Source organism: Rhizobium sp. 10N427 (assembly GCF_056394605.1).
This window is the reverse complement of sequence record NZ_JBFTID010000001.1, coordinates 65841-87564: the sequence shown is the minus strand read 5'-3', so window position 1 is coordinate 87564 and position 21724 is coordinate 65841. Positions and strand designations below refer to the sequence as shown.

Below are 21724 nucleotides of genomic sequence, written 5' to 3'. Positions count from 1 at the left end.
CTTGTTCAATTCGACTCGCGCATTGTTTTCAGTGCAACCGCCCATTTATGCAGTTCGCTCAGAAGCGTAGTCGTACCAGTTTCGATGGCCTCGTTCGGAACGAACAAACCGTCATCACCGATCTGCTTGTTGTAGAACGGCACTGGCACTGGTTGATTGATTGCCATCACGTTTTTGTTGCCAAGCAACTGCCGTAGCTCCTGCGAACTCCTCAGTCCGCCCGAGACGCCTCCGTAGCTGACAATCGCGGCAGGCTTGTATTTCCATTCGTGGAAAAGGTATTGGATTGCGTTCACTAGCGATGCGGGGACGAAATAGTCGTATTCCGGCGTAACGAACAGAAACGCGTCCGCCGATGCGACGCTCGCACTCCAGCGCTTCGTGTGCTCGTGCTCGTATTTCTGCATTGCGGGGTGAGCGGGTTCGTCCAGGATCGGAAGCCCGAAATCCGCAAGATCGACAAGCTCCACATCGAAGTTCCCGTCCGATTTGGCTGTCTCGAAAACCCAGTTTGCCACCGAGGGACCTCCGCGGCCGGGGCGAGTGCTACCAATAATGACGTTGAGTTTGAGTGTCATTTTATCCCTTTCATTGGTTGGTTAAGCGTTGATAGTCTGTCTGCCCTGTTTTCCTGCGCGCTCATTTTCGGTTGTCGAATGCAGATGGCGCCAGCGCAGCAGGAAAGTCCTGATAAGAAACGGGTCGCAGAAAGCGATAAATGGCCATTGTGCCAACTGAGCTGGACCTGCCGTCGGATGTCGCCGGATAAGGCCCGCCGTGCACCATTGCTGGCGACACTTCGACGCCAGTACCGAAGCCGTTGACGAGCAAGCGCCCCGCCAGCATTTCCAAAGTCGGGATAAGTGGTTTGGCGAGGTCAATGTCCGGTGCGTCAAGGTGCAGGGCAACAGTCAGCTGACCCTCCAAGGACGCGAGAACTCGCTCGAGTTCGCTGCGATCAGCGCAGCGGACAACAAGGCTAGCCGCTCCGAAAACCTCTTCCTGAAGCTGGAGGTCTTCAATAAGCGCAGAACCTGTGGTCGCGAACAGGACGGCCTGACCCTCAAGTGACGTTCCGGGCTTCCCTCTGCCGACCACCTGAACGCTCGGGTTAGTTTCAAGCTTGACGGTACCGTGTCGGAACGCATCACAAATTCCGGCGGTCAACATGGTTTGCGCTGCCGCATCAGCTATATGGGATGCAGCCGCGCTGAGAAACTCGTCCAACCCGCTCCCTTCAATCACGAGAACAAGGCCCGGATTGGTACAAAACTGTCCAGCGCCGAGAGTGAGGGAGCTAATGAAGCTCTTGGCTATCTCTGTCCCGCGATGCTCCAGAGCCGCAGGAAAAATAATCACCGGATTTATGCTGCTCATCTCCGCGTAAACAGGTATCGGTCGCTTTCGACGCGCGGCGATGTCGACCAGTGCCAAGCCTCCGCGGCGCGAGCCCGTAAATCCAACGGCTCGGATGCGATCGTCGGCAACCAACGCTTGGCCCACCTCGAACCCGGCGTCGAACAGGAGGCTGAAAACACCCGGCGCAAGACCAGAATCTGCAACAGCTTTTTGCACAGCCCTTCCGACCAGCTCCGAAGTGCCGGGGTGGGCTGAATGAGCTTTTACCACGACGGGGCACCCTGCTGCGAGCGCGGAGGCGGTATCGCCGCCTGCCACCGAGAACGCCAGAGGGAAATTGGAAGACCCGAACACTGCGACCGGACCCAGCGGGACGTTCCTAAGCTTCAGGTCAGGCTTCGCGACTGGTTTGCGATCAGCGTCTGCCGGATCAAAGCGCAACTCCTGGAAACGACCTCCGCGGACCTCGGTCGCGAACAACCGAAGCTGACCCACGGTCCGAGCGCGTTCGCCTTCAATGCGGCCTCTCAAAAGCCCGGTTTCGGCGCTGGCGGTAGTCACCAGCACGTCTCCGATTTCAGAAATGTTGTCAGCGATGCGTTCGAGGAACGTGGCCCGCTGTTCAAAGGAGGTTTCACGGTAGGTTAGAAACGCTTCCCACGCGAGGGCCAGAGCCTTTTCGGTATCGTCCGGGGTGGCGCCGTGAAATGCGTCGCCGAGCCTTTGCCCGGTCGCCTGCTCTATCGCGAAAATGGGCTGACCCCGCCCTCGATAAGACTCGTTGCCGATCAGAAGCTCGCCTTTGATGTTCATTTTGGTTCTCCTTGATTCTCCTGTTGCTCTAAGGTCGACGTGGGGAGTGACCTTCTCAACGGCAACGGTGTCTTCTGCATCAGTTCTGCATAGCAGCTGTGCAATTGCGGAAATTGGCGATCTCGTCCCCAAACTACCATAGCTGACAGTCGCTTATCGCTAGCCTTTCAACGGCATTTGGGTCGCATGCCGCAGCATATCCATTTCAATGCCGACCAGAGTTCTCTCGCACAATGACGGAACCATTTGCCGTCGAACGCCTCGCGGTAATTAAAGTAAATGGCCGCTCTCGCATTCGTCTCGAACTCCATCTTCTGAGTAATGGTATCGCTCCGACATATCATCTCAGGCATCCGCCCGATTGGACATTTTGGTCTTGGGCTCAATCACAGAGCTGGTGTGGTGTCACGTTCATTCGCCATTAGATGCGGTGGCCGCTGTTCCCGCTTTTTGAAGAGCCTTCTCAGCGGATCGGAGGGAAGGATCACGCTTTGGCCTGCTGCATATAACCAGAAGGTATGGTCTCAACACACGGTGGTCCGAACAGATTTCGCATCATCGGAAAGGCAACATCTGCTCATCGAAATTCAAATCACGGAGAGCACCGATGAACGCCTACGCCCCCACCAAGGATCGCAAGATCATTGAAGCAGCATCGCTCGCGATCGTCTCTGACATCAACCTGTCGGCCGCCGTTAATGCCGCGGCACAGGCTCCGATCTCTCTTCCGGATCTCTCCTCAGATGTTGTCCAGCGTGATCTTCTCCTGCCGTGGCAGCGCCGCAAGATCATGCAATTCATTGAGGAACATCTGACGGAAACGATCAAGGTCGAGGACCTCGCTGCCCTCACGAAACTGAGCAAGACCTATTTCTCAAGGGTATTCAAATCGGCCTACAACGAAAGCCCTTACAACTATGTCCTGCGCCGCCGCATGGAGCTCGCAAAGGAGCTGATTACCGAAACCAATGCGGCGCTCAGCGAAATCGCTCTGGATTGCGGAATGGCCGACCAGGCACACCTCTGCAAGACCTTCCGCAAGGTCTTTGGTACGACGCCGAACTACTGGCGTCGTTCTTCCCAGGCAGTCAGCCGTTCGTCTGAAACACGACGTAACGCTACCGCGAACCGGGAGTCGAACGCGGCGCGTTTCAATTGACCGACAAGCTGACGGGACCGAATTCGACAAGCTGACTGCCTGCAGGAATGACAGTGTTCCACTGTCGGTGACGACCGTTGTGCACCTTGAAGCCATTCCTCTTCGGTCCTCAACCGCAAATGTGACCGCAGATCACCAAGCTGAACGCAACTTCTTTAACTCGAAAGGACAACCCGTGCGCTTTGCAACAATTATAGTCTCACTTTCAACGCTTCTTGTTCAGCCTGCATATTCGGCTTCCGAGCATTTTGTAGCAGGGCGTCTGGAGTGCGACGTTTCGCGCTCCGAAGGAGCAATCCTCGGTTCGAAGCAGAATGTTGACTGCATCTTTCTTCCTTCCAATCAGGGCACTCCCGTCCGGTACTTGGGATCGATCGATAACTTCGGATTGGACGTCGGCGAGGTCGAGAAAGCGAAGCTTATCTGGGCGGTAGATGCCGTTAGCAGGCTGCCGTCCTACGATCTTGAGGGAACATACCGTGGTATCGAAGCAGCGGCGGCTGTCGGCGTCGGTGGTGGCGCTGTCGTCTTGACAGGTGGTAGCAACGGGACGCTTTCCCTCCAGCCCGTCGCAGTCAATGGGCAAGAGGGCCTCGACATCTCGGTGGCCGTTACGCAGCTTCATCTGAAAGCGGCAATGTAAGCGCGATCCATTTTCGAAGCTTCGCGAGGCCAACAGGAAGAACCTGTTGGCCTTTTTTTGGCAGGTTCACGGATAAGGCCAGCGGGTCGATCCTTGGGGCGGTAGCGCGCGTCGCAGAGTTTGCAGTTCTTTTTGGCGTGCCTGCTCGACTTTTCCAAGACGAAGGCATCGCTAACGAGTTCAGGCAATCCGCGTTGTGCCGTGTGCTCTCGTCATTGGCTTACTTAGGCTTCGACGTTGCTCCTGCATCAGCCTGCTGCGGAAACAGCGTGTCGGATCCCATCATTCCTGCCTACTCTTCGACCATCGGTCGCGGGAAGTTGGCTTGCCCCTACGGCTTGAGTTTACGAGCTGCAGGTTTCGGCACCAATGCCCGATGATCCATGTGCGTCTCCGAGAGACTGCCCGTTTGTCCGATGGAGGCTGTCGGGGAAATCCAGTAACGGATGGCGACGCGAGTCGCTAACCGGACGAAGCGGCGTACCGTTCCGTGGTCTTGTCGGGGGAGGCGGGATGCTCTCGCCGGATCCTGCTTCAGTCACCCAAGCCAGTGGTTGCGAGGTTCCAGGATCACTTTCCTGAGATGACAGTCGTCATAGGGTTGGAAGACGGCTTCGAGCTGTGTTGAATGCGCGTTCAGGCTTCTTCGATGCATCTGATCAGATCGTCGGCTAATACCGGTTTCTGAAGAAGCTCCCTTGCTCCGCCCGCGATCGCTCGTCTTTTGATGACCTCGTCCTTGAGTGCCGTCATCATGATAATCGGCATTTCCGGCCACCGTTGCTTGACGATCTCCAAAAGCTGAAGCCCGTTCATCTCAGGCATATTGATGTCGGTCAACAGGAGCGTGACGAGGTCTATGTTGTCATAGGCGAGAAACGAAGGGCCGGAGCTGAAGGGGAGCGCATCGTAGCCCATCGACTCCAGAAAACCAGAAGTGGCTTCGAGAAGCGCCTCGTCGTCATCGACAATGGCTACGGATTTTTTAGCAGCAGACACTAGACGTTCCTTTTTCCCGACTTACGGGTCGTGACATCTAGTTAGATCGGTTGGCGGGAATTTGTAATAATACGATTGTATGGTTGGCTGGGTTTTGGTGCCCGATCGGTCGTTTCACACTCGCCAAAAACGCAAGCGCGACCATCTCAGGCCAGCGATTTGAGGATCTCAACCTTGCGAACCAGATCCGCAAGTGATGTCACGTTCATCTTTCGCATGACATTGCCTCGATGGATTTTCACAGTGACTTCCGAAATATCGAGAAGATGGGCCACTTGCTTGTTGAGCAGACCTTTTACAACTGCGTCCATCACCTCTTGTTCACGTGGAGTGAGAGATGAAGCAGATTTTACCACCTCGTTGGCGGCGCTGAGTTCCAGGCGTCGAGACCTGTCACGTTCAATCGCTACGGAGACCGCGTCGAGCATCTCCTGATCCCGGAACGGTTTTGTCAAAAAGTCCGTCGCTCCGGCCTTCATCGCGCGGACGCTCATTGGGACGTCGGCATATCCAGTCATGAAAACAATGGGGAGTTTGTTGCCCATGCCGTTCAATTTGGCTTGGAGGTCAAGTCCGCTCAAACCCGGCAAACGGACGTCGAGGATCAGGCAACCTGGACGATCGGGCAGTGGCTCCGCGAGAAGTTCCGTTGTCGAAGCAAACCCGAGTGAATCGATACCGACCGAGCGCAGTACGTCCCTCACGCCGTCGCGCATTCCATCGTCATCGTCAACGACAACGACGAGCGGCGCATCGGATTGGGCGGCCGAGGCGCCAGGAGCCCGATTACCCAGTGCAGCTGACATCGGTGAATACCTCAAAGTAGCCGTTCAAACTCGCTGCGTGTCCATTGATCTTCTAACTGACACTGCGCGCTCTTATCTCCGAATAACTACAACGCCTTTAGGTAAATCTCGACCTAGCCATGAGGATAGGTTCAGGCGGCGGGTCATTGTTGTAAGGTCCGTCCGGCTTGGGAGGGCCGAAAGCACCAATCACTCCCGGGATAGACACTTATGAATTCCAGAGCCCAGTCTGATATCGCTTACGTCGGCGACGAACCGATGCCGAGCGGAATGACTTTTCGAATCCTGATGTCGAGCCTGGTCGGAACCTCCGTCGAATTCTACGATTTCTATATCTATGCCACCGCCGCTAGTCTTGTGTTCGGGCCGCTTTTCTTTCCGGCGAGCATCTCGTCGATGGAGTTGATCGGAGCGTACGCCAGCTTCGGTATAGCGTTCATAGCCCGGCCTCTCGGCGGAGCGGTTTTCGGTCACTTCGGCGACAGGGTCGGTCGCAAGGCGACCTTGGTCGCTTCGCTGGTATTGATGGGAGCATCGACAGCGGCAATCGGACTGCTCCCGACCTATGCGGTCGCGGGCTGGCTCGCTCCGGCCCTCTTATGTCTCCTTAGGTTTGGTCAAGGATTGGCTCTCGGCGGGGAATGGACTGGGGCAGCGCTTCTCGCTCTCGAAAACGCTCCGAAAGGATGGCGGGCGCGTTACGCGATGTTTGCGCCTCTCGGCGCGCCTATTGGGTTCGTTTTGGCCAACAGCCTGTTCCTGGCACTGACACTGACGCTTTCGCCGGAGCAATTTGCCGACTGGGGATGGCGTGTTCCGTTCCTTCTAAGTGCGCCCCTGGTGTGGATGGGCATCTGGATCCGGTTCAACCTCGTTGAAACCCGGGATTTTCACGCAGCGATCAGCAAGTCCAAGCCGTCCCGCGTGCCGCTGTTCGACATATTCCGGCTGCATATGGACCAAGTGATATCCGGCGCGTTTGGCGTAGTCGCCTGCTTCTCGCTCTACTACGTCGTTACGGCGTTTGCACTGGGATACGGCACGTCGGAACTTGGCTACACCCGATCATCGTTCCTGATGGTGGAGCTTGGCGCGATCCTCTTTATGGCAGCTGGCATCGTAGTGGCCAGCTGGCTTTCCGACAGGATCGATCCAGAGCGCATACTGATCTTTGGATGCGTCGGTACCATCATCTCGGGCGTCGTGCTCGCGCCTATGCTGGGAAGTGGATCGCTGCTCGTTATTTTCATCTATCTTGCTTTCTCGCTCTGGGTAATGGGCTTCGTAAATGGGCCTCTTGGCGCATGGTTGCCGGGCCTCTTCCCGACCCGGGTCCGCTATTCCGGAACTTCGGTCGCCTTCAATGTCGGTGGCATAATCGGGGGAGCGTTGACGCCTGTGGTGTCCCAAGCTCTTGCTCAGTATAGCGGGCTGGTAGCGGTCGGTTTCTATCTTGCGATCACGGGTGGCCTGAGCCTCATCGCGTTCGACGCTAGCGCTAGACGCAAGGCGTTGGGGGCGCTCGCACAGAGTGAGACGAGATACCGTTCCATTTTCGCTCAGAACCATGTCTCGCTGTGCGAAGTCGACCTATCTCTCCTGTGGAAGCGGCTGGAGGCCGTCCGCGCTTATCCTCCGGCCAAGCTGCGGGCATACCTCGACTCGACGCCGGAGTTCGTCGATCAATGTTCCAAGCTCGTGAGGTTCGTGGACGTCAATGATGCCACAGTGCTGCTGCTAGGCCGCACGAACGAGCGGGAGGTGCTCGGCTCGATAGACCGTTTTCTGCCGCCTCGAAGTGAGCTGGTGGAGGCGATTATCCTCGGCATGTGCTCGGGCGACGATAGGGTCGAAATGGAAGCGCGACTTCTTAGAAGCGCGGGCACCGAAGTGATCGTAATTTTTGTCATCGCGTTTCCGGAAGACAAGGACGCGTTCGACCGAGTGGCCTGCGCGATGATAGACGTCACTCAACGCGAGCAAGCCAAAGAAGCTCTAATGGCGGCGCAAAGTGAACTCGCGAGGGTTGGCCGCGTCGCGACCGTGGGCGCGATTTCTGCGTCGATCGCCCATGAAGTTAACCAGCCGATCGGTGCTGTTGTCATGAGCGCCCAAGCTTGCATGCGCTGGCTCCAGGCGAACCCGCCCGACATCAAGGCGGCCTCGACGGCGGCGGAGCGCGCGATCAAGCACAGCATCCGGGCGAGCGAGATCATCCAGCGCACGCGAGAGCAGGTTCGAGGCACTAAAAGAAAACTAGAGAGCGTTGACCTTAAGAAGATCGTTACGGACGTCCTCGGGCTGCTTGATCGTGAACTGATATCTGCATCGACGAGGGTGACGACCGATTTTTCGATTGACGATGCGTTGGTCTTGGCAGATCGGGTCGAGATGCAACAGGTGATCGCAAACTTGGTCACGAATGGCCTACACGCAATGGTCAATGTCCCCTCGGAGGAGCGTGACCTGAACATCTCTCTGACCAAAGTGGAGATGAATATGGTCCAGCTGGAAGTCCGAGATCATGGTACGGGCATCGCTCCGGAGAATCTCGCAAAGCTCTTTAGTCCGTTCTTCACGACGAAGAATGAAGGCATGGGCATAGGTCTCGCGATTTGCAAGACGATCGTGGAAGCGCATGGCGGATCGCTAACCGCCCGTAACCACGCGGAAGGTGGCGCGATTTTCGAGATTATACTTCCTTTGGCGGCTGAAGAGGAAATAACCGGTATTCGTGCGGCAGCGGTGGGTGCATAGCGCCGCCGAATACCAAACAGCCCGTCGAGAATAACGTGACGGGCTGTTTGTTTAGGATAGCTTTTCTCAGCCATCATCCACCACCGCGGTTTCGGGCCTATCGCCCCCAAGTGCGTGTTCGCTCCGCCAGGTGCCGTCCGCGATCTGGTAGGTGATCTCGGCGTCTCTACCCTCGATATGCTGCCGCTGTGCCGCAGCTTCGGCCGCCTTGAGCGCCTGTTGATGGGTCGCGAATGGCTCGGACCAGACGTTGTCGAGACGATATGCGTAGCCGCCGTCGTGTTGTCCGACGTGATAGGTAATCTTCATTGATGGTTCTCCAGGAAAAGCGCCATCTCTTGGCGCGGCTAGGCTTGTAAACATGAGCATCGTATATGCGCGCTGCCCGGTGGACCCTCACTTTAGCGACCGCTGCGCTGTCGGATTGTCCAATACATCCTCGCCAAGCTCACCGAACGTCGACGTCCAACACGTCCGTATGAATCGGGCGACAAAGCATCTGTTTATCGAGCTTGGAGAGTGACGACGCCATGTACATCGAAACGGTCGAAAAATTCGCCGCCGTGGGCCAGCACAAGGTTCACATGATCACGAACCATCTGCCAGCTTTCTTCATCGGCGCGATGATGGCCGGGGCCTATATTGGCTTTGGCGACATTATCATGTTCACGGTCGGCGCACACGCCGATCCTTCATGGAGCCACCTTGTGATGGGCATCGTCTTTGCCTCGGCGTTGACGATCGTCATCTTTGCTGGATCGGAGCTCTTCACGGGAACGGCGATGTACATGGCGTTCGCTCTATTCAAGCGGACAGCCTCGGCGAGGGACGTGCTAAAGGTGTGGGTAGTTTGCTGGCTCGGCAACCTTGCGGGCGCTGCGCTCCTGGCAGCGATCATGCACGCCGCGGGCGGAGGGGTTCTTCTGGGGGATGGGAGCGCCACGTTCTATTCGATTGTCGAAGCTAAAATGAACGCCGCTCCTATTGCACTGATTGCAAAAGGGCTTCTTTGCAATTGGCTCGTATGCCTTGCGATCTGGATGTGCGGAAGGACCGAAGACGACGCCGCCAAGATTTTCCTGATATTCTGGCCGATCGTCATTTTCATTGCGTCCGGGTTCGAGCACTCGGTGGCGAACATGTTCGCGTTCTCGATGGCACTCATGGGTGACCATCCGGCCGAGGTGACGTTGACGGGAGCGGCACACAACCTGTTCTACGTGACGATAGGCAATATAGTCGGTGGCTTCGTCATGCTCGGTGTCGGCTACTGGGCGCAGGAACCGGGCTTTGGTCACGAAGCGCATTTCAAGGCATCCGTAGGAAGCGACCAGCGCGCCAGTTGAATTGGTGAAAATTTCGTGTTGACCTCGTTGCGAGGCTTCTGATCAATGCCCAAATTCGGAGTTGTTGCTTTCAGAATCCGGACCGATAGGATGATTTCCAAGTACGACGGTGTGGAGGTGTTGCTTCCGGAGCTTTCGAAGTTCCGGGAGGGGGATATTTTGTTGACCTTCAATGCCGCGGGCACGAGCATGAAGGGGTCGGCGATATCGAACGCGATCACGAAGTTTACGTCGGGTCGTTTCAGTCACGTGCTTATCTGCTCATCGCCACCGACGCTCATCGAAGCTGTTGATGCGGGCGTAAGTACTTTGTCTCTCGCACGTTGTTTTGCGCACTCGCGCGGAAATATTCGGGTACTTCGACACCCAAGACCTGAAATCGCTGCTAAAGCCGCCAGCTTGGCACAGCTTGATGTTGGTCAAAGCTACTCGAAGAGGAAAGCGGTGTCGGCGATCTTTCCAAAAGCCACTCTTGCCTCAGTTGCCGACAATGGTATTTTTTGCTCCGCTCTCGTCGCCCAAGTCTATCAGCTCGCATGCGCGGTTGAATTCGAAAATTTATCAGTCGCAAAGACAACACCAGCGACGATCGATAGCCTTGAAGGGTTATCGGATGTTACTGACGAGTTGTTCAGGCCCCGGCTTGCACCACGAAATATAGAGACGATGTCAGCCTTGGATGGCGATAGATCGCCAACGATTTCATCCCGACAGACTGCTATTACGGGGCGCTACGCCAAAGATTTGTCCTTCGCTGTGAAAGCGATAATCGACGCGCATCCTGAGCTTGAAGTGGAGTTACCCGGAGGATTTTACGGGACGATTCAATTCATCATGAACGTCATGGACTTGGCAGATGAGTTTCCAGCTGACGAGAAACAGCGTCTTCTTGGTGCCGTTACCGATCTGGACCACGCGGCAGCTGCGTTGATCGCGACCGGGGAGCTTAAAGAACTCATGGACGAGATAGTGGCAGCTGACGGTTTGGAGCAAGCGAAACTCCTCGCCGAGTCCTTTGCCACCGCTCCTGATATCGATGTCAAATGGCTCGAAAATTATGCTACGGTTTCTGAGCGGCAGCGAGATGCTCGGGCGACGGCCCTTCAAGGTTTTGTAGATTGGGGTACGCACCGATCCAAAAGTGTGGCTGGATATGTCGATCTCGAGCGCAGTTTGACGGGATCACTTGAGCATCGGGTCACCGTGGTGAGAGAAGTAATCGCACGTCTATCTTGAAACAGATTACGTTGCGGGGCGCTGTCTCCCGACCTCTCCTTCGCTTTGATTGACCGCAACGCGTGGCGTCAGCGCTTGGCGACGGGCTTCCCGTAGAGTTCGGGCATGTCTGCTATATAGACCCTAGCTGTCGGACTCGCCCGGAGCGTCTCGCCGAAGGCGACGAGATATCCGAGCATGCCGACCATCAGGCAGAGGATGAAAAGGATAATCGGACCCGCGCCATAGCTGTCCTTGGCGCGCTCGTAACTGTCTCTCATCGACTGTCTCCTTTCTGGAGGCTTTGACGAGCGGACGCTAGGCCGTACCACTGGACTGCTATTGTAAGAAATCACGGCGCGGAGCCGATGCCTGATCGCAAGTGCAGGATTGTCCAAAACCGTTGGAGCGCGGCGGGACGAAAGCCGTAAGATACAATCGCTCAACCGTGCCCGCGGACAGACTGTCTCTCCAGTAATAGCTCGAGAGACAAGGTTCCCACCATGAAACCCAACCAACCAGGCCTATCGCGGAAGCATGTGCAGTCAGCCATCTTCGCGACGTTGGCCACACTCTATTCGGCGTCCGAGACGTTCGGACAGGAAATGTCCGCACCGCCTCCGGTCACCGTAGCGAAGCCTGTGGTCCGAATGGTCACGGATCAAGACGATTTCATTGGCAGGTTCCAGCCTGTAGAAGAAGTCGTTATCCGGGCGCGGGTCGGGGGGTACCTTGACAAGGTGCAGTTCACCGATGGTGCTCTCGTCAAGAGCGGAGACCCGCTCTTCGTTATCGACCAGAGGCCTTTTGAGACGGCTCTCGAAGAAGCGACCTCGGCACTCGAAGTCGCGAAATCGACTTTGACCTATTCGGAGGCGCAGTTCCATCGCGCCGAAGCGCTTTCCACCAGCGGAAGCCAGTCGATTTCGATACTGGACGACCGACGGCGCGAGTGGATTTCGGCACAGGCCAACGTTCGAGGCGCTAAGGCGACCGTCGACCGCGCCCAACTGGACCTCGGCTACACTCAGATCACCGCGCCCCTAAGCGGTCGTATCGACAGGCACATGATCTCCCCCGGAAATCTCGTCCAGGCCGATCAGACAGAGCTTACGACGATAGTATCCCTGGATCCGATCGACTTCTACTTCGATGTCGACGAGCGCAGGCTTCTCTCCTATGCCGCACTCGCCCGTGAAAACGGGAAATCCCTGCAGGAGGGCGGCGGCGGTCTCGACGTGACGGTGACAATCGCGGATGGGGTGTCGAAGCCCTTCCGCGGAAAGCTGAATTTTTCCGAGAACAAGGTCGACGGCCAGTCTGGCACTATGCGCGTCCGCGCTCGGTTCCCGAACCCCGACCTGGTGCTTCAGCCTGGCCTTTTCGGCAGGATCGAGGTGGGAGCGTCGAAGGCCTACACTGCAGTTCTCGTGCCGGACGAAGCGCTTTCGGCCGACCAGAACCAGCGGGTCGTCTATATCGTCGGCGAAGACGGAACCGTCACCAGCAAGGCGGTCCGGACAGGGCCCAAGCTCTATGGGTACCGCGTGATCCGCGAGGGCCTCAAAGGGAACGAAACGATCGTCGTCAATGGCCTCATGCGGGCACGCCCTGGCCAGAAGGTCACACCCAAGATGACGGAGCTTCCGCGGGAAGCCGTGGCACTGGGAGCGATCCAATGAGGTTTTCACACTTCTTCATCAGGCGGCCGATTTTCGCGTCCGTTCTATCCATCGTCCTGCTGATCGTCGGTGGGATCGCCTATTTCAATCTGCCGACCGCCCAGTATCCCGAGATCGCACCACCGACGATCGTGGTGCGCACATCCTACCCCGGCGCGGATTCCCAAACCATCGCGGATACCGTTGCGACCCCGATCGAGCAGGAGATCAACGGCGTCGAGGACATGCTATACATGTCGTCCTATTCGAGCGCGGACGGCGCCATGTCGATCACCGTGACCTTCAAGCTCGGCACGGACCTCGACAAGGCGCAGGTGCTCGTCCAGAACCGCGTCGCAATCGCGGAACCACGACTTCCCGAGGATGTCCGCCGCCTTGGCGTGACAACCGTGAAGAGCTCGCCGGACATCATGATGGTGGTCCATCTGCTTTCGCCGGATAGCCGCTATGACCAGCTCTATATCTCGAACTATGGCCGCAACCGCATCCGCGACCAGCTTGTCAGGCTTGAAGGGGTAGGGGACGTGACGCTGTTTGGCGAACGCGAATACTCGCTCCGTATCTGGCTCGACCCCGAAAAGCTCTCCGCGTACGGGATGACGTCAGGCGACGTGGTGCAGGCTTTGCGTGACCAAAACGTCCAAGTGTCCGGTGGCTTGATTGGTAGCCCCCCGGCTGCAGGAACGAACGCGTTCGAATACACGGTAAGAACCGAAGGCCGCTTCAGCGATGCGCGCCAATTTCGGTATGTCATCGTGAAGTCGACTGATAGCGGTCGACTGGTCCAACTCCAGGACGTTGCCCGCGTCGAACTCGGTGCGAAGAACTACGTCACGAACAGCTATCTCGACGGCATCCCAGCCGTCGGTCTGGGTATCTTCGCCCGTCCGGGTACAAACGCCCTTGAGGCGGCGGCGGCGGTCAGGAAGATCATGGAAAGCGAAGCCAAAAACTTCCCTCCTGGCCTCGAGTACAAGATCGTCTACGATCCCACCAAGTTCATTTCGGAGTCGATCGACGAAGTCTACAAGACGATCTTCGAAGCCGCGGTGCTCGTCGCCATCGTTGTCTTGGTGTTTCTGCAATCCTGGCGCACCGCGCTGATCCCGATCGTCGCGATCCCCGTATCGCTGATCGGCACGCTCGCGTTCCTGCTGGCGTTCGGCATTTCGCTGAACATGCTGTCGCTTTTCGGGCTTGTCCTGGCCATCGGCATCGTCGTGGACGATGCCATCGTGGTCGTCGAGAATGTCGAGCGAAACCTTAGGAACGGTCTCTCTCCAAGCGAAGCTGCCCATGTGACGATGGACGAGGTCGGTACCGCCGTCGTCGCCATTTCGTTGGTCCTCATCGCAGTCTTTGCCCCGACCGCTTTCATCCCCGGCATCACCGGACAGTTCTACAGACAGTTTGCCGTGACTATTTCCGTCGCGACGGCGATCTCTGCCCTGAACTCGCTCACGCTTTCCCCAGCCTTGGCGGCTATCGTACTGCGCCCCCACGAGCATGGAAAATCCGCGGGCATTGTCGCCCGTTCCGGTCAGTGGGCGGCTGATAGATTCAACGGCGGCTTCGATCGGCTCAGCGCAGGGTATTCCTGGATCGTCCGTAGAATGGTACAGAGCTGGCGCGCGCTGACCATCTCCATAGCGGCATTCGTCGCGCTTCTCGGCGGCACTTATTACATGACGCAGGTCGTGCCGCGCGGGTTCATCCCAACAATCGACCAGGAATACGCACTTGTGGTCGTCCAGCTTCCGGACGGCGCCTCCCTTAGCCGCACTGACGACGTCGTCAAGCGCGCTTCGGCATTGATCAACAAGATGCCGGGCATCGCCCATACTGCGGCGTTTGCGGGCTTCAGCGGGGCGACTTTCACCAACGCGTCGAACCAAGGGTTGATCTTTGCCACATTCGACCCGTTCGAGGAGCGGCTGGAGAAGGGACAGACCGCCGAAAAGCTGATCGGCCAACTCTATGCCAACCTCCAGTCGATCGAAGAGGCATTCATCATCGCCATTCCCCCGGCTCCCGTACGTGGGGTCGGAAACTCGGGCGGCTTCAAGATGCAGATCAAGGACCTCGACAACTCGGACATGAAGCGCGTACTGCCGCTCGCCTACGAAATCATGGGAGCGGCCAACAAGACGAAAGGACTGGCTGGCGTCTTCACGACATTCAGCGCGTCGAGCCCTCAGTATTTCCTGGACATCGACCGGGACAAGGCACGCGCGCTTAACGTTCCCATCCCCAATATCTTCGAAGCACTGTCCATCAATCTCGGAACCTCATACGTCAATGATTTCAACGCCTACGGCCGCGTGTATCAGGTTCGGGCGCAGGCCGAGCAAAGCCACCGTATGGAGAGAGACGATATACTGGCTCTCAAGGTGCGATCGGCGACCGGAGCGCTCGTCCCCATGGGCACCCTGGTGGAAATCAAGGACACGACTGGCCCTTCACTCGTACAGAGGTACAACATGTACGTGTCAGTTCCGATCCAAGGACGGGCAGCGCCAGGCGTCTCCACGGGAAGCGCGCTCGACGCGATGGAGCAGGTAGCGGCCAAAATACTGCCGCCGGGAACGAGCTTCGATTGGACCGAACTATCCTATCAGGAACGGAACACCGGGAACACGGCGACATACATCTTTATCCTGTCGGTGGTCTTTGTCTTCCTGGCTTTGGCCGCACAATATGAAAGCTGGACTTTGCCGTTGGCAATTATCCTCATCGTGCCGTTGGCGATCCTCGCTGCGCTTATCGGCGTGTATTTGCGCGGACTGGACAATAACATCCTGGTTCAGATCGGGCTGATCGTGCTGATCGGCCTCGCCGCCAAGAACGCAATCCTGATCGTCGAGTTTGCGAGGCAGGCACAGGACGAGGGGGCGACGGCTGTCGAGGCAGCGATAACCGCGAGCAGGCTGCGGCTGCGACCTATCCTGATGACGGCCTTTGCGTTTATCTTGGGTGTTGTGCCTCTGATGATCGCCGAGGGTCCCGGTGCCGAGCTGAGGCAATCGCTGGGGACCGCCGTGTTTTCCGGTATGCTGGGCGTGACGTTCTTCGGCCTGTTTCTAACGCCCGTGTTCTATGTCCTGCTGCGTTCTCGCTACAAGCCAAGTCCGGCGATCGAAGCCGAAGTGAAGATAGCCGCCTAGTTCAGGCTGCCTCCTCGCAAAAGAACGCCGATCCTCTGGGTCGGCGTTTTTCTTCGCAACGGCCAATACAGGACGAGATGGTACAAAAACGACTCCTCAGGAAATCGAATCTTGCAAGAATATATGCCCGATTTCAGGCTTTATACATCCAGGTGAGGCAACACGGTCGACTTCCCCTCCCATCGACCTGCCTCTCTGCGAAGGTGCTGTTGACGCCTTCCAGTCGTAGTCCATCCGCCATGGCTGCGACTTTGCGATCCCTGCTCTTTGCCGCCCCTCCCAAAAGGAGCGGGGATCGCCTCTTTCTAGCTCAAGGCGAACGCTATTCAAGCCTGTAAAGAAATAGGGGTTCCGGCGGCAAAAGTGCAGGATTGTGCAATCCAGCGGCCCGGAAATCGCGTCCTTTTGATTACTACGCGCTGGGTGAACGTGTGGTCGAAGCAACCATGGCTTCGCCCGGCCCTGACGCAACAGAGCGGCGTGCGCATCCAGAGTGCGAGTGCAATGCCGGGTTTAAAATGGAAAGGGCAAGGCAATGGCACGCTGGCGGAAGTATATTATCGGGATCTGTATCATCTTGGTCTTCGGCATTTTCGCCGCGGCCTGTTTCTTCTTCTGGCCCCATGGTCTTCCGAATATCCAAGCGAGCAAGGCTCAGCCGACGGGAGCCGAACTCATCGCGCGCGGCGAGTATTTGACTGTTGCAGCGGACTGTGCCGCCTGTCACACCACCAAAGGCGGGAAGCCCTTTGCTGGCGGCCTAGCATTCAAGCTCCCTTTCGGAACGATATACTCGCCCAATATCACGCCCGACAATACGGTTGGTATTGGCGATTGGAGCGATGCCGAGTTCGTTCGCGCAATGCGGTCCGGCGTCGGCAAGCATGGCGAGGATCTCTACCCGGCTTTCCCGTATACGTCATACGCGCTTCTCTCAACGGATGACATTCTGGCCATCAAGGCTTACCTGACGACGCTCGCCCCGGTCTCAGATCCCGCACCGGAGAACGCATTGGCGTTCCCGTTCAACCAGCGACCGCTGATGCGGGCGTGGAAACTTCTCTTTGTGCCGTCGGGCCCGTTCAAGCCCGATCCAAGCAAGGGAAAGGAATGGAATGACGGCGCTTATCTCGTTGAGGCCCTGGCCCACTGCGGCGAATGCCACACCCCGCGTGGCATTATGTTCCAGAGAAAGCAGGGTGTCGCCCTGTCCGGCGGAGACGTAGATGGCTGGAAGGCCTGGAACATCACGTCCGACAAAGAGTACGGCCTTGGAACCTGGAGCGATGGCCAGATCGCGGAAATGCTGGCTACCGGACATACCGAAGGCCACGGCGTGGCCGCGGGTCCGATGCGGGAGGCCATCGACCTCAGTCTCAGCAAGCTGCCTAAATCCGACATCGATGCTATCGTGGCGTACCTCCGGACGGTCCCAGCGGTAGCGGGAGATCCCGATCTCAAGGCGGTGCGGAGTGACAGTCAGGAACTGACCGCGGTGTCGACGCAGATCTCCTCCGCCGTACAACCCGGCAAGCAGATCTACGCCGGAGCCTGCGCGAGCTGTCACGGATGGAACGGCGAAGGACAGTTCAATCCGCGGGCAGCTGTCCTCGGCGGGCACGCTCTCAGCGATCCGACTGCCAGCAACGTCGTGAGGGTCGTCCTGCAGGGTTCCTCCGACCACGAGGCGGCTCCGGGAAAGACGATGCCGTCTTTCGCGAAAATATACTCGGATGAAGACGTGGCAGCATTGGCGAACTTTGTCGTCGAGCATTTCAGCGGGCGGACGGGAACGGTCACAGCCAAACAGGTCTCAGCGGCACGCTGACCTAAAAGAGATCGGGGATGGCCCATCCAGGGAGCGTGTGGGCCGCTCTCCCAATCCTGCCTTCTAACCGGACAACCGCGATGGACCATCTTACTAAGATTGTTGGCCATATCACGCCACGCAGCCAGTTCGTCACGGACGATCCGATCGAGATTTTGCGTCATGCGCGTGATGCGTTCGAGGACGGTATCCAAGTTGCACTTGTGACTCTCGTAGACATAAGGGGAGGAGCCGCCCGGCCGCTTGGCGCGCAAATGAGTGTTCGCATCGACGGCTTTTACTGCGGTTTCGTATCCGGCGGGTGCACCGAGGCCGCCGTCGCGGCAGAGGCAATCGACGCGCTCAACGCAGGGCACGATCGATTCCTTCTGCTTGGAGAAGGCTCCCCATTCGTCGACATCGTTCTGCCCTGCGGCGGCGGCATCCGGCTTTCCATCCATGTACTCAGGAACGCCGCGCCGATCGACCGTGTCCTGGATGCCGTGGGGATGCGGCGGGAAGCGGGTCTTGTATACAGGCCAGAGGCAGAGACTCTGGCCTGTCAATCCGAAACGAGAACTGGTTGGCGTTCGAACGAATTCATAAGCGCGTACCGCCCACGCACCAGGGTCGTGGTGTCGGGCAACGAACTTGAAGCTGGTGCCGTAGCGCGCGTGGCGCGAGCCGCCGGATATGAAGTTTGTATTTCGGAAAAATCCACTGGACGGAATGTTGCTGACATCTCTTTTGACAGGTTCACAGCAATGGTTCTTTTGAATCACGACTTGGATACCGAACTTCCTGCGCTCGAAGCTGCTTTGAGATCGCCAGCGTTTTACATTGGCGCGCTGGGAAGCCGTCGTACGCACGACAGGCGACGGAGCCGCCTCCTCGAGTTGGGTTACGGCCACTCGGACATAGCCCGGATCAAAGCGCCCATCGGCATTTTCGACAAGGCAAGAGATGCGCAATCGCTCGCCTTGTCGGTGGTGGCAGACATCGCTGCTCTCGCAGCGGACGGCACCTAGTGAAGTCCTTTTAAAATGAGCGTTGGCCGAGCCGTCGAGAGGCCGCCTTCCGCCGCAGTCTTCGCGAACTTATAGCCGCCTGCCCAGCTTCAAGGATCGCGAGCTTCGACGAGAGACAACACGTCGAACGCTACGATGCGCCCCTGCTGTCCAGGAGTCCCATGGCAATGGACAAGAAATCATCGAGTGGTCTTCGGTCGCGCGTGAGCTTCATGCGAAGAACCGTCCCTTCCCAGCTGTTGATCAGGAACCGAGCCATTTCCACGGGTTCAAGGCCGCGTTTGATCTCACCACGCGCTTGTCCTTCTTCGATTGCCTTCGCGAGCAAGTCCGTCCAGGACGACAACGCGTCTTTGAGCGCTGTCCGAAGTAGCGGAACGCTGTCTGAACTCTCAGCCGACAGGTTCCCAATTAGGCAGCCTCTGTCGAACCCTTTCTTTTCATATCTTGAGATGAAAAAACCAAAGTGCTCCTTAATCCGGGTCAACGGAGAAAGAGCAGGATCGGACAATATCTCTCGCTTGGACGATGCGATGTATTCGTCCAGAACTTCAAGAGCAAGACGCTCCTTACTCTTGAAGTAATTGTAGAAATTACTCTTTGGCACTCCAGCGCTGTCGGCAATTTCCTGTATGCCGCAACCGCTGTAGCCGAGGGCGTTGAAGCGGTCCTGGGCGGCATCTACGATTTTCTGTCTGATGGTCGTGACCATGGTGATCTCCCGTAGCCCCTGCTTATGAACGAGCCGTGCTGGTTTCAAGGCCGCTGCGGCACAAAGGCGGAAAATAAACTGTGTTGATTCATAATACGACCAGTCGTATTATTGCGCAACACTCAATTGGAGACGCGCCATGTCGGCGGAAATAGGAAGTCAAGATCTAACGCCAGCCTGGGTGATGGCGCTCGGCACTTTTGCGATCGGCACGGAAGGGTTCATGATCGTTCCCCTTCTGCCCAAAATGGCCGAGGACCTGCAGCTATCGATCGCAGCGCTTGGTACGCTTGTCACCGTCTTTACCCTTACACTTGCATTCAGTTCACCGATATTGACGACCATGTTCGGAAGGGTCGATCGGCGTCGCCTGTTGATCGCGACGATGGGATTTTTCGCCTTGGCCAATCTCGTCGCGTGGCAGTCGAGCGGATACTGGGGCATTTTCACCGCCCGCGTGCTACTCGCTCTCGCGGCTGGTCTATATACGCCCAACGCCAACGCGTTGATCAGCGCGCTGGTCGCGCCTGAGAAGCGAGGCAGGGCGCTTGCCATCGTCAACGGCGGCATGACCATCGCTATCGCCTTGGGATTGCCGATTGGATCGCTGGTGGGTAACGCGCTTGGATGGCGCGTGACGTTCCTCGGTGTCGGTATTCTGTCCCTGATTGCGGTGGTGGGGCTGGTCGCTGGTCTCGACAGGTCGGCGGGATCGGGCATCGCGGTTCCGAGCCTCTCGGCCAGGATCGCGGTCGCCAAACGCCCACCGATCTTGGTCGGCCTGGCCATCACACTGTTCTGGGCGATAGGTGCCTATACTGTATGGACCTACATCGCGCCTTACCTCCAGTCCGTTGCGAACTTCGGGCCTGACGGCATCAGCTTCATCGTGTGCCTTTGGGGAGTAAGCGCGGCCGTCGGAATTTTTAGCGGCGGAGCACTTAGCGACAAGCTCGGCGCGAAAGTCGTGATGGGAGGGAGCCTCCTTCTTCTGACCGGTGCGTTTCTGCTGCTTTCCTTTACGGCCTTTTGGCTTTCCCCGACCCAGGCGGTCATCCCGATCGTGATTTCAGTCGCCGTCTGGGGCGTTACTGTGTTCGGTTTCTTCCCTGCTCAGATGTCCCACCTGATCCATGTCGGCGGGCAAGGCTCAGCTCCCATCGTGCTGTCTCTCAACACATCATCCATGTACGGCGGTTTTGCCCTCGGCAGCGCGATCGGCTCGGTTGTCGTCTCCCAAGGCCAAGTGGCCGACCTTGGCCTCGCCGCCGCAATGGCGGAAGTGGTCGGCCTCATACTGCTCTTCGGATTTGCGGCAAGAGCCGCTTCACCGAGGTCGCTGCCTGCCCGCTAGTCGCGATGACTCGCGGACGGCCTATCCACCTGAAAGCAACCCAAACCCTTTTAACTCAAGGAGAATGACCATGAAACTGACTGGCAACACTATCTTCATCACTGGCGGCGGATCTGGTATCGGCCGCGGTCTGGCCGAGGCCTTCCACAAGCTCGGCAACCAGGTAATTATCTCGGGACGCCGCAAGGCAAACCTTGATGAGACTGTTAAGGCGAACCCCGGCATGGCCGCCTACGAAATGGACATCACCGACCCTTCGAGCATCGAGGAGGTCGCGGCCAAGGTTATTGCCGATTATCCGGCGCTGAACGTGCTGTTCAATAACGCTGGTATCATGCCGTTCGACGACGCGGCCAAGCCAATCGATGAAAAGACGATGCAGAATATCGTTACCACGAACTTCTTCGGACCCATCCGGATGACGTCCGCGTTGATTGAACATCTCAAGAAGCAGCCTTCTGCGGTGATCATCAATAACACCTCCGTGCTTGCCTTCGTCCCGTTAGCTTATAATGCCGTCTATTCTGCAACCAAGGCGGCGCTCCATTCCTTCACGATGTCGCAGCGGTTCACATTGCGCGACACCTCGGTTAAGGTCCAGGAAATCGCTCCGCCGTGGGTCGACACGGACCTCATCAAGAAGAGTGGCGATCCGCGCGCGATGCCACTCGACGCCTTCGTGAAGGAGACGATGGAGAAGCTCGCGACCGACAACGAAGATATCTACGTCGACGCGATCCAGATGCTCCGCGACAACCCCGGTTCGAAGGAGCATGACTTCGTCAACAAGTTCAACGAGGCGCTTGTGGCTGAACCGATCCCGGTCTGATCAACCGTCGTAGGCGAACGTACTGGAATCGTTGGCGCAAAAAAAAGGCCT

The 21724-nt window shown here is 57.5% G+C and carries 18 protein-coding genes; 11 read left to right on the top strand and 7 right to left on the bottom strand.

Annotated features, from left to right (window positions below; all coding sequences use genetic code 11):
- Nucleotides 1–5: 5 nt before the first annotated feature.
- Together AC1DIJ_RS00315 and AC1DIJ_RS00310 are read right to left on the bottom strand one after the other, a co-directional pair.
- Nucleotides 6–578 carry an NADPH-dependent FMN reductase gene (locus tag AC1DIJ_RS00315; protein WP_477831150.1) on the bottom strand — a complete coding sequence of 191 codons (573 nt, stop codon included), beginning with the start codon at nt 576–578 and terminating at the stop codon, nt 6–8.
- A gap of 61 nt (nt 579–639) precedes the next feature.
- Nucleotides 640–2172 carry an aldehyde dehydrogenase (NADP(+)) gene (locus AC1DIJ_RS00310; RefSeq protein ID WP_112388354.1) on the bottom strand — a complete coding sequence of 511 codons (1533 nt, stop codon included), beginning with the start codon at nt 2170–2172 and terminating at the stop codon, nt 640–642.
- Between the two features lie 607 nt (nt 2173–2779).
- Here AC1DIJ_RS00310 and AC1DIJ_RS00305 point away from each other — a divergent pair.
- Both AC1DIJ_RS00305 and AC1DIJ_RS00300 read left to right on the top strand, forming a co-directional pair.
- Nucleotides 2780–3331 carry a helix-turn-helix domain-containing protein gene (locus AC1DIJ_RS00305; RefSeq protein ID WP_112388353.1) on the top strand — a complete coding sequence of 184 codons (552 nt, stop codon included), beginning with the start codon at nt 2780–2782 and terminating at the stop codon, nt 3329–3331.
- A gap of 175 nt (nt 3332–3506) precedes the next feature.
- Nucleotides 3507–3974 (top strand): DUF992 domain-containing protein, encoded by a 468-nt coding sequence (locus tag AC1DIJ_RS00300; RefSeq protein ID WP_162705989.1) that lies wholly within the window; start codon nt 3507–3509, stop codon nt 3972–3974.
- A gap of 636 nt (nt 3975–4610) precedes the next feature.
- Here the strand turns inward: AC1DIJ_RS00300 and AC1DIJ_RS00295 are convergent.
- Nucleotides 4611–4973, bottom strand: coding sequence for a response regulator (locus tag AC1DIJ_RS00295; protein WP_112388351.1), 363 nt, complete (start codon nt 4971–4973; stop codon nt 4611–4613).
- 146 nt (nt 4974–5119) lie between these two features.
- Nucleotides 5120–5779 carry a response regulator transcription factor gene (locus tag AC1DIJ_RS00290; protein WP_112388350.1) on the bottom strand — a complete coding sequence of 220 codons (660 nt, stop codon included), beginning with the start codon at nt 5777–5779 and terminating at the stop codon, nt 5120–5122.
- 210 nt (nt 5780–5989) lie between these two features.
- On the opposite strand from AC1DIJ_RS00290, the gene AC1DIJ_RS00285 reads away from it, so the two are divergent.
- Entirely contained in the window at nt 5990–8536 is a 2547-nt protein-coding gene (locus AC1DIJ_RS00285) for an MFS transporter (RefSeq protein WP_477831149.1), read from the top strand.
- 66 nt (nt 8537–8602) lie between these two features.
- Here the strand turns inward: AC1DIJ_RS00285 and AC1DIJ_RS00280 are convergent, their stop codons facing one another.
- Nucleotides 8603–8845 (bottom strand): DUF2188 domain-containing protein, encoded by a 243-nt coding sequence (locus AC1DIJ_RS00280; protein WP_112388349.1) that lies wholly within the window; start codon nt 8843–8845, stop codon nt 8603–8605.
- Nucleotides 8846–9066: 221 nt separating this feature from the next.
- Here AC1DIJ_RS00280 and AC1DIJ_RS00275 point away from each other — a divergent pair, with 221 nt between their 5' ends.
- Both AC1DIJ_RS00275 and AC1DIJ_RS00270 read left to right on the top strand, forming a co-directional pair.
- Nucleotides 9067–9882 (top strand): formate/nitrite transporter family protein, encoded by an 816-nt coding sequence (locus tag AC1DIJ_RS00275; RefSeq protein ID WP_112388348.1) that lies wholly within the window; start codon nt 9067–9069, stop codon nt 9880–9882.
- Nucleotides 9883–9972: 90 nt separating this feature from the next.
- A complete protein-coding gene (locus tag AC1DIJ_RS00270; protein WP_162705988.1) occupies nt 9973–11118 on the top strand; it encodes a C40 family peptidase in 1146 nt (381 codons plus the stop codon).
- 68 nt (nt 11119–11186) lie between these two features.
- Here AC1DIJ_RS00270 and AC1DIJ_RS00265 read toward each other — a convergent pair whose 3' ends face one another.
- A complete protein-coding gene (locus AC1DIJ_RS00265; protein ID WP_112388346.1) occupies nt 11187–11378 on the bottom strand; it encodes a hypothetical protein in 192 nt (63 codons plus the stop codon).
- Between the two features lie 222 nt (nt 11379–11600).
- Here AC1DIJ_RS00265 and AC1DIJ_RS00260 point away from each other — a divergent pair, with 222 nt between their 5' ends.
- The 4 genes from AC1DIJ_RS00260 to AC1DIJ_RS00245 all read left to right on the top strand — a co-directional run bounded on the left by AC1DIJ_RS00260 (nt 11601) and on the right by AC1DIJ_RS00245 (nt 18778).
- Nucleotides 11601–12779, top strand: coding sequence for an efflux RND transporter periplasmic adaptor subunit (locus tag AC1DIJ_RS00260; RefSeq protein ID WP_112388345.1), 1179 nt, complete (start codon nt 11601–11603; stop codon nt 12777–12779).
- Nucleotides 12776–15943, top strand: a complete 3168-nt coding sequence (locus AC1DIJ_RS00255; RefSeq protein WP_112388344.1) for an efflux RND transporter permease subunit — start codon at nt 12776–12778, stop codon at nt 15941–15943. Before AC1DIJ_RS00260 ends, AC1DIJ_RS00255 begins: the two co-directional genes overlap by 4 nt.
- A 535-nt stretch (nt 15944–16478) precedes the next feature.
- The gene (locus AC1DIJ_RS00250) at nt 16479–17771 is read left to right on the top strand and encodes a cytochrome c (RefSeq protein ID WP_112388343.1); all 1293 of its coding nucleotides are present in this window, start codon (nt 16479–16481) and stop codon (nt 17769–17771) included.
- An 80-nt stretch (nt 17772–17851) separates the two neighbouring features.
- Nucleotides 17852–18778, top strand: a complete 927-nt coding sequence (locus AC1DIJ_RS00245; protein ID WP_112388342.1) for an XdhC family protein — start codon at nt 17852–17854, stop codon at nt 18776–18778.
- A gap of 130 nt (nt 18779–18908) precedes the next feature.
- On the opposite strand, the gene AC1DIJ_RS00240 is transcribed toward AC1DIJ_RS00245, so the two are convergent.
- Entirely contained in the window at nt 18909–19490 is a 582-nt protein-coding gene (locus AC1DIJ_RS00240; RefSeq protein ID WP_112388341.1) for a TetR/AcrR family transcriptional regulator, read from the bottom strand.
- A gap of 139 nt (nt 19491–19629) precedes the next feature.
- Between AC1DIJ_RS00240 and AC1DIJ_RS00235 the strand changes: the two genes are divergently transcribed.
- Together AC1DIJ_RS00235 and AC1DIJ_RS00230 are read left to right on the top strand one after the other, a co-directional pair.
- Nucleotides 19630–20844 carry an MFS transporter gene (locus AC1DIJ_RS00235; protein WP_112388340.1) on the top strand — a complete coding sequence of 405 codons (1215 nt, stop codon included), beginning with the start codon at nt 19630–19632 and terminating at the stop codon, nt 20842–20844.
- A gap of 70 nt (nt 20845–20914) precedes the next feature.
- Entirely contained in the window at nt 20915–21673 is a 759-nt protein-coding gene (locus tag AC1DIJ_RS00230) for an SDR family NAD(P)-dependent oxidoreductase (protein WP_112388339.1), read from the top strand.
- Nucleotides 21674–21724: the final 51 nt, after the last annotated feature.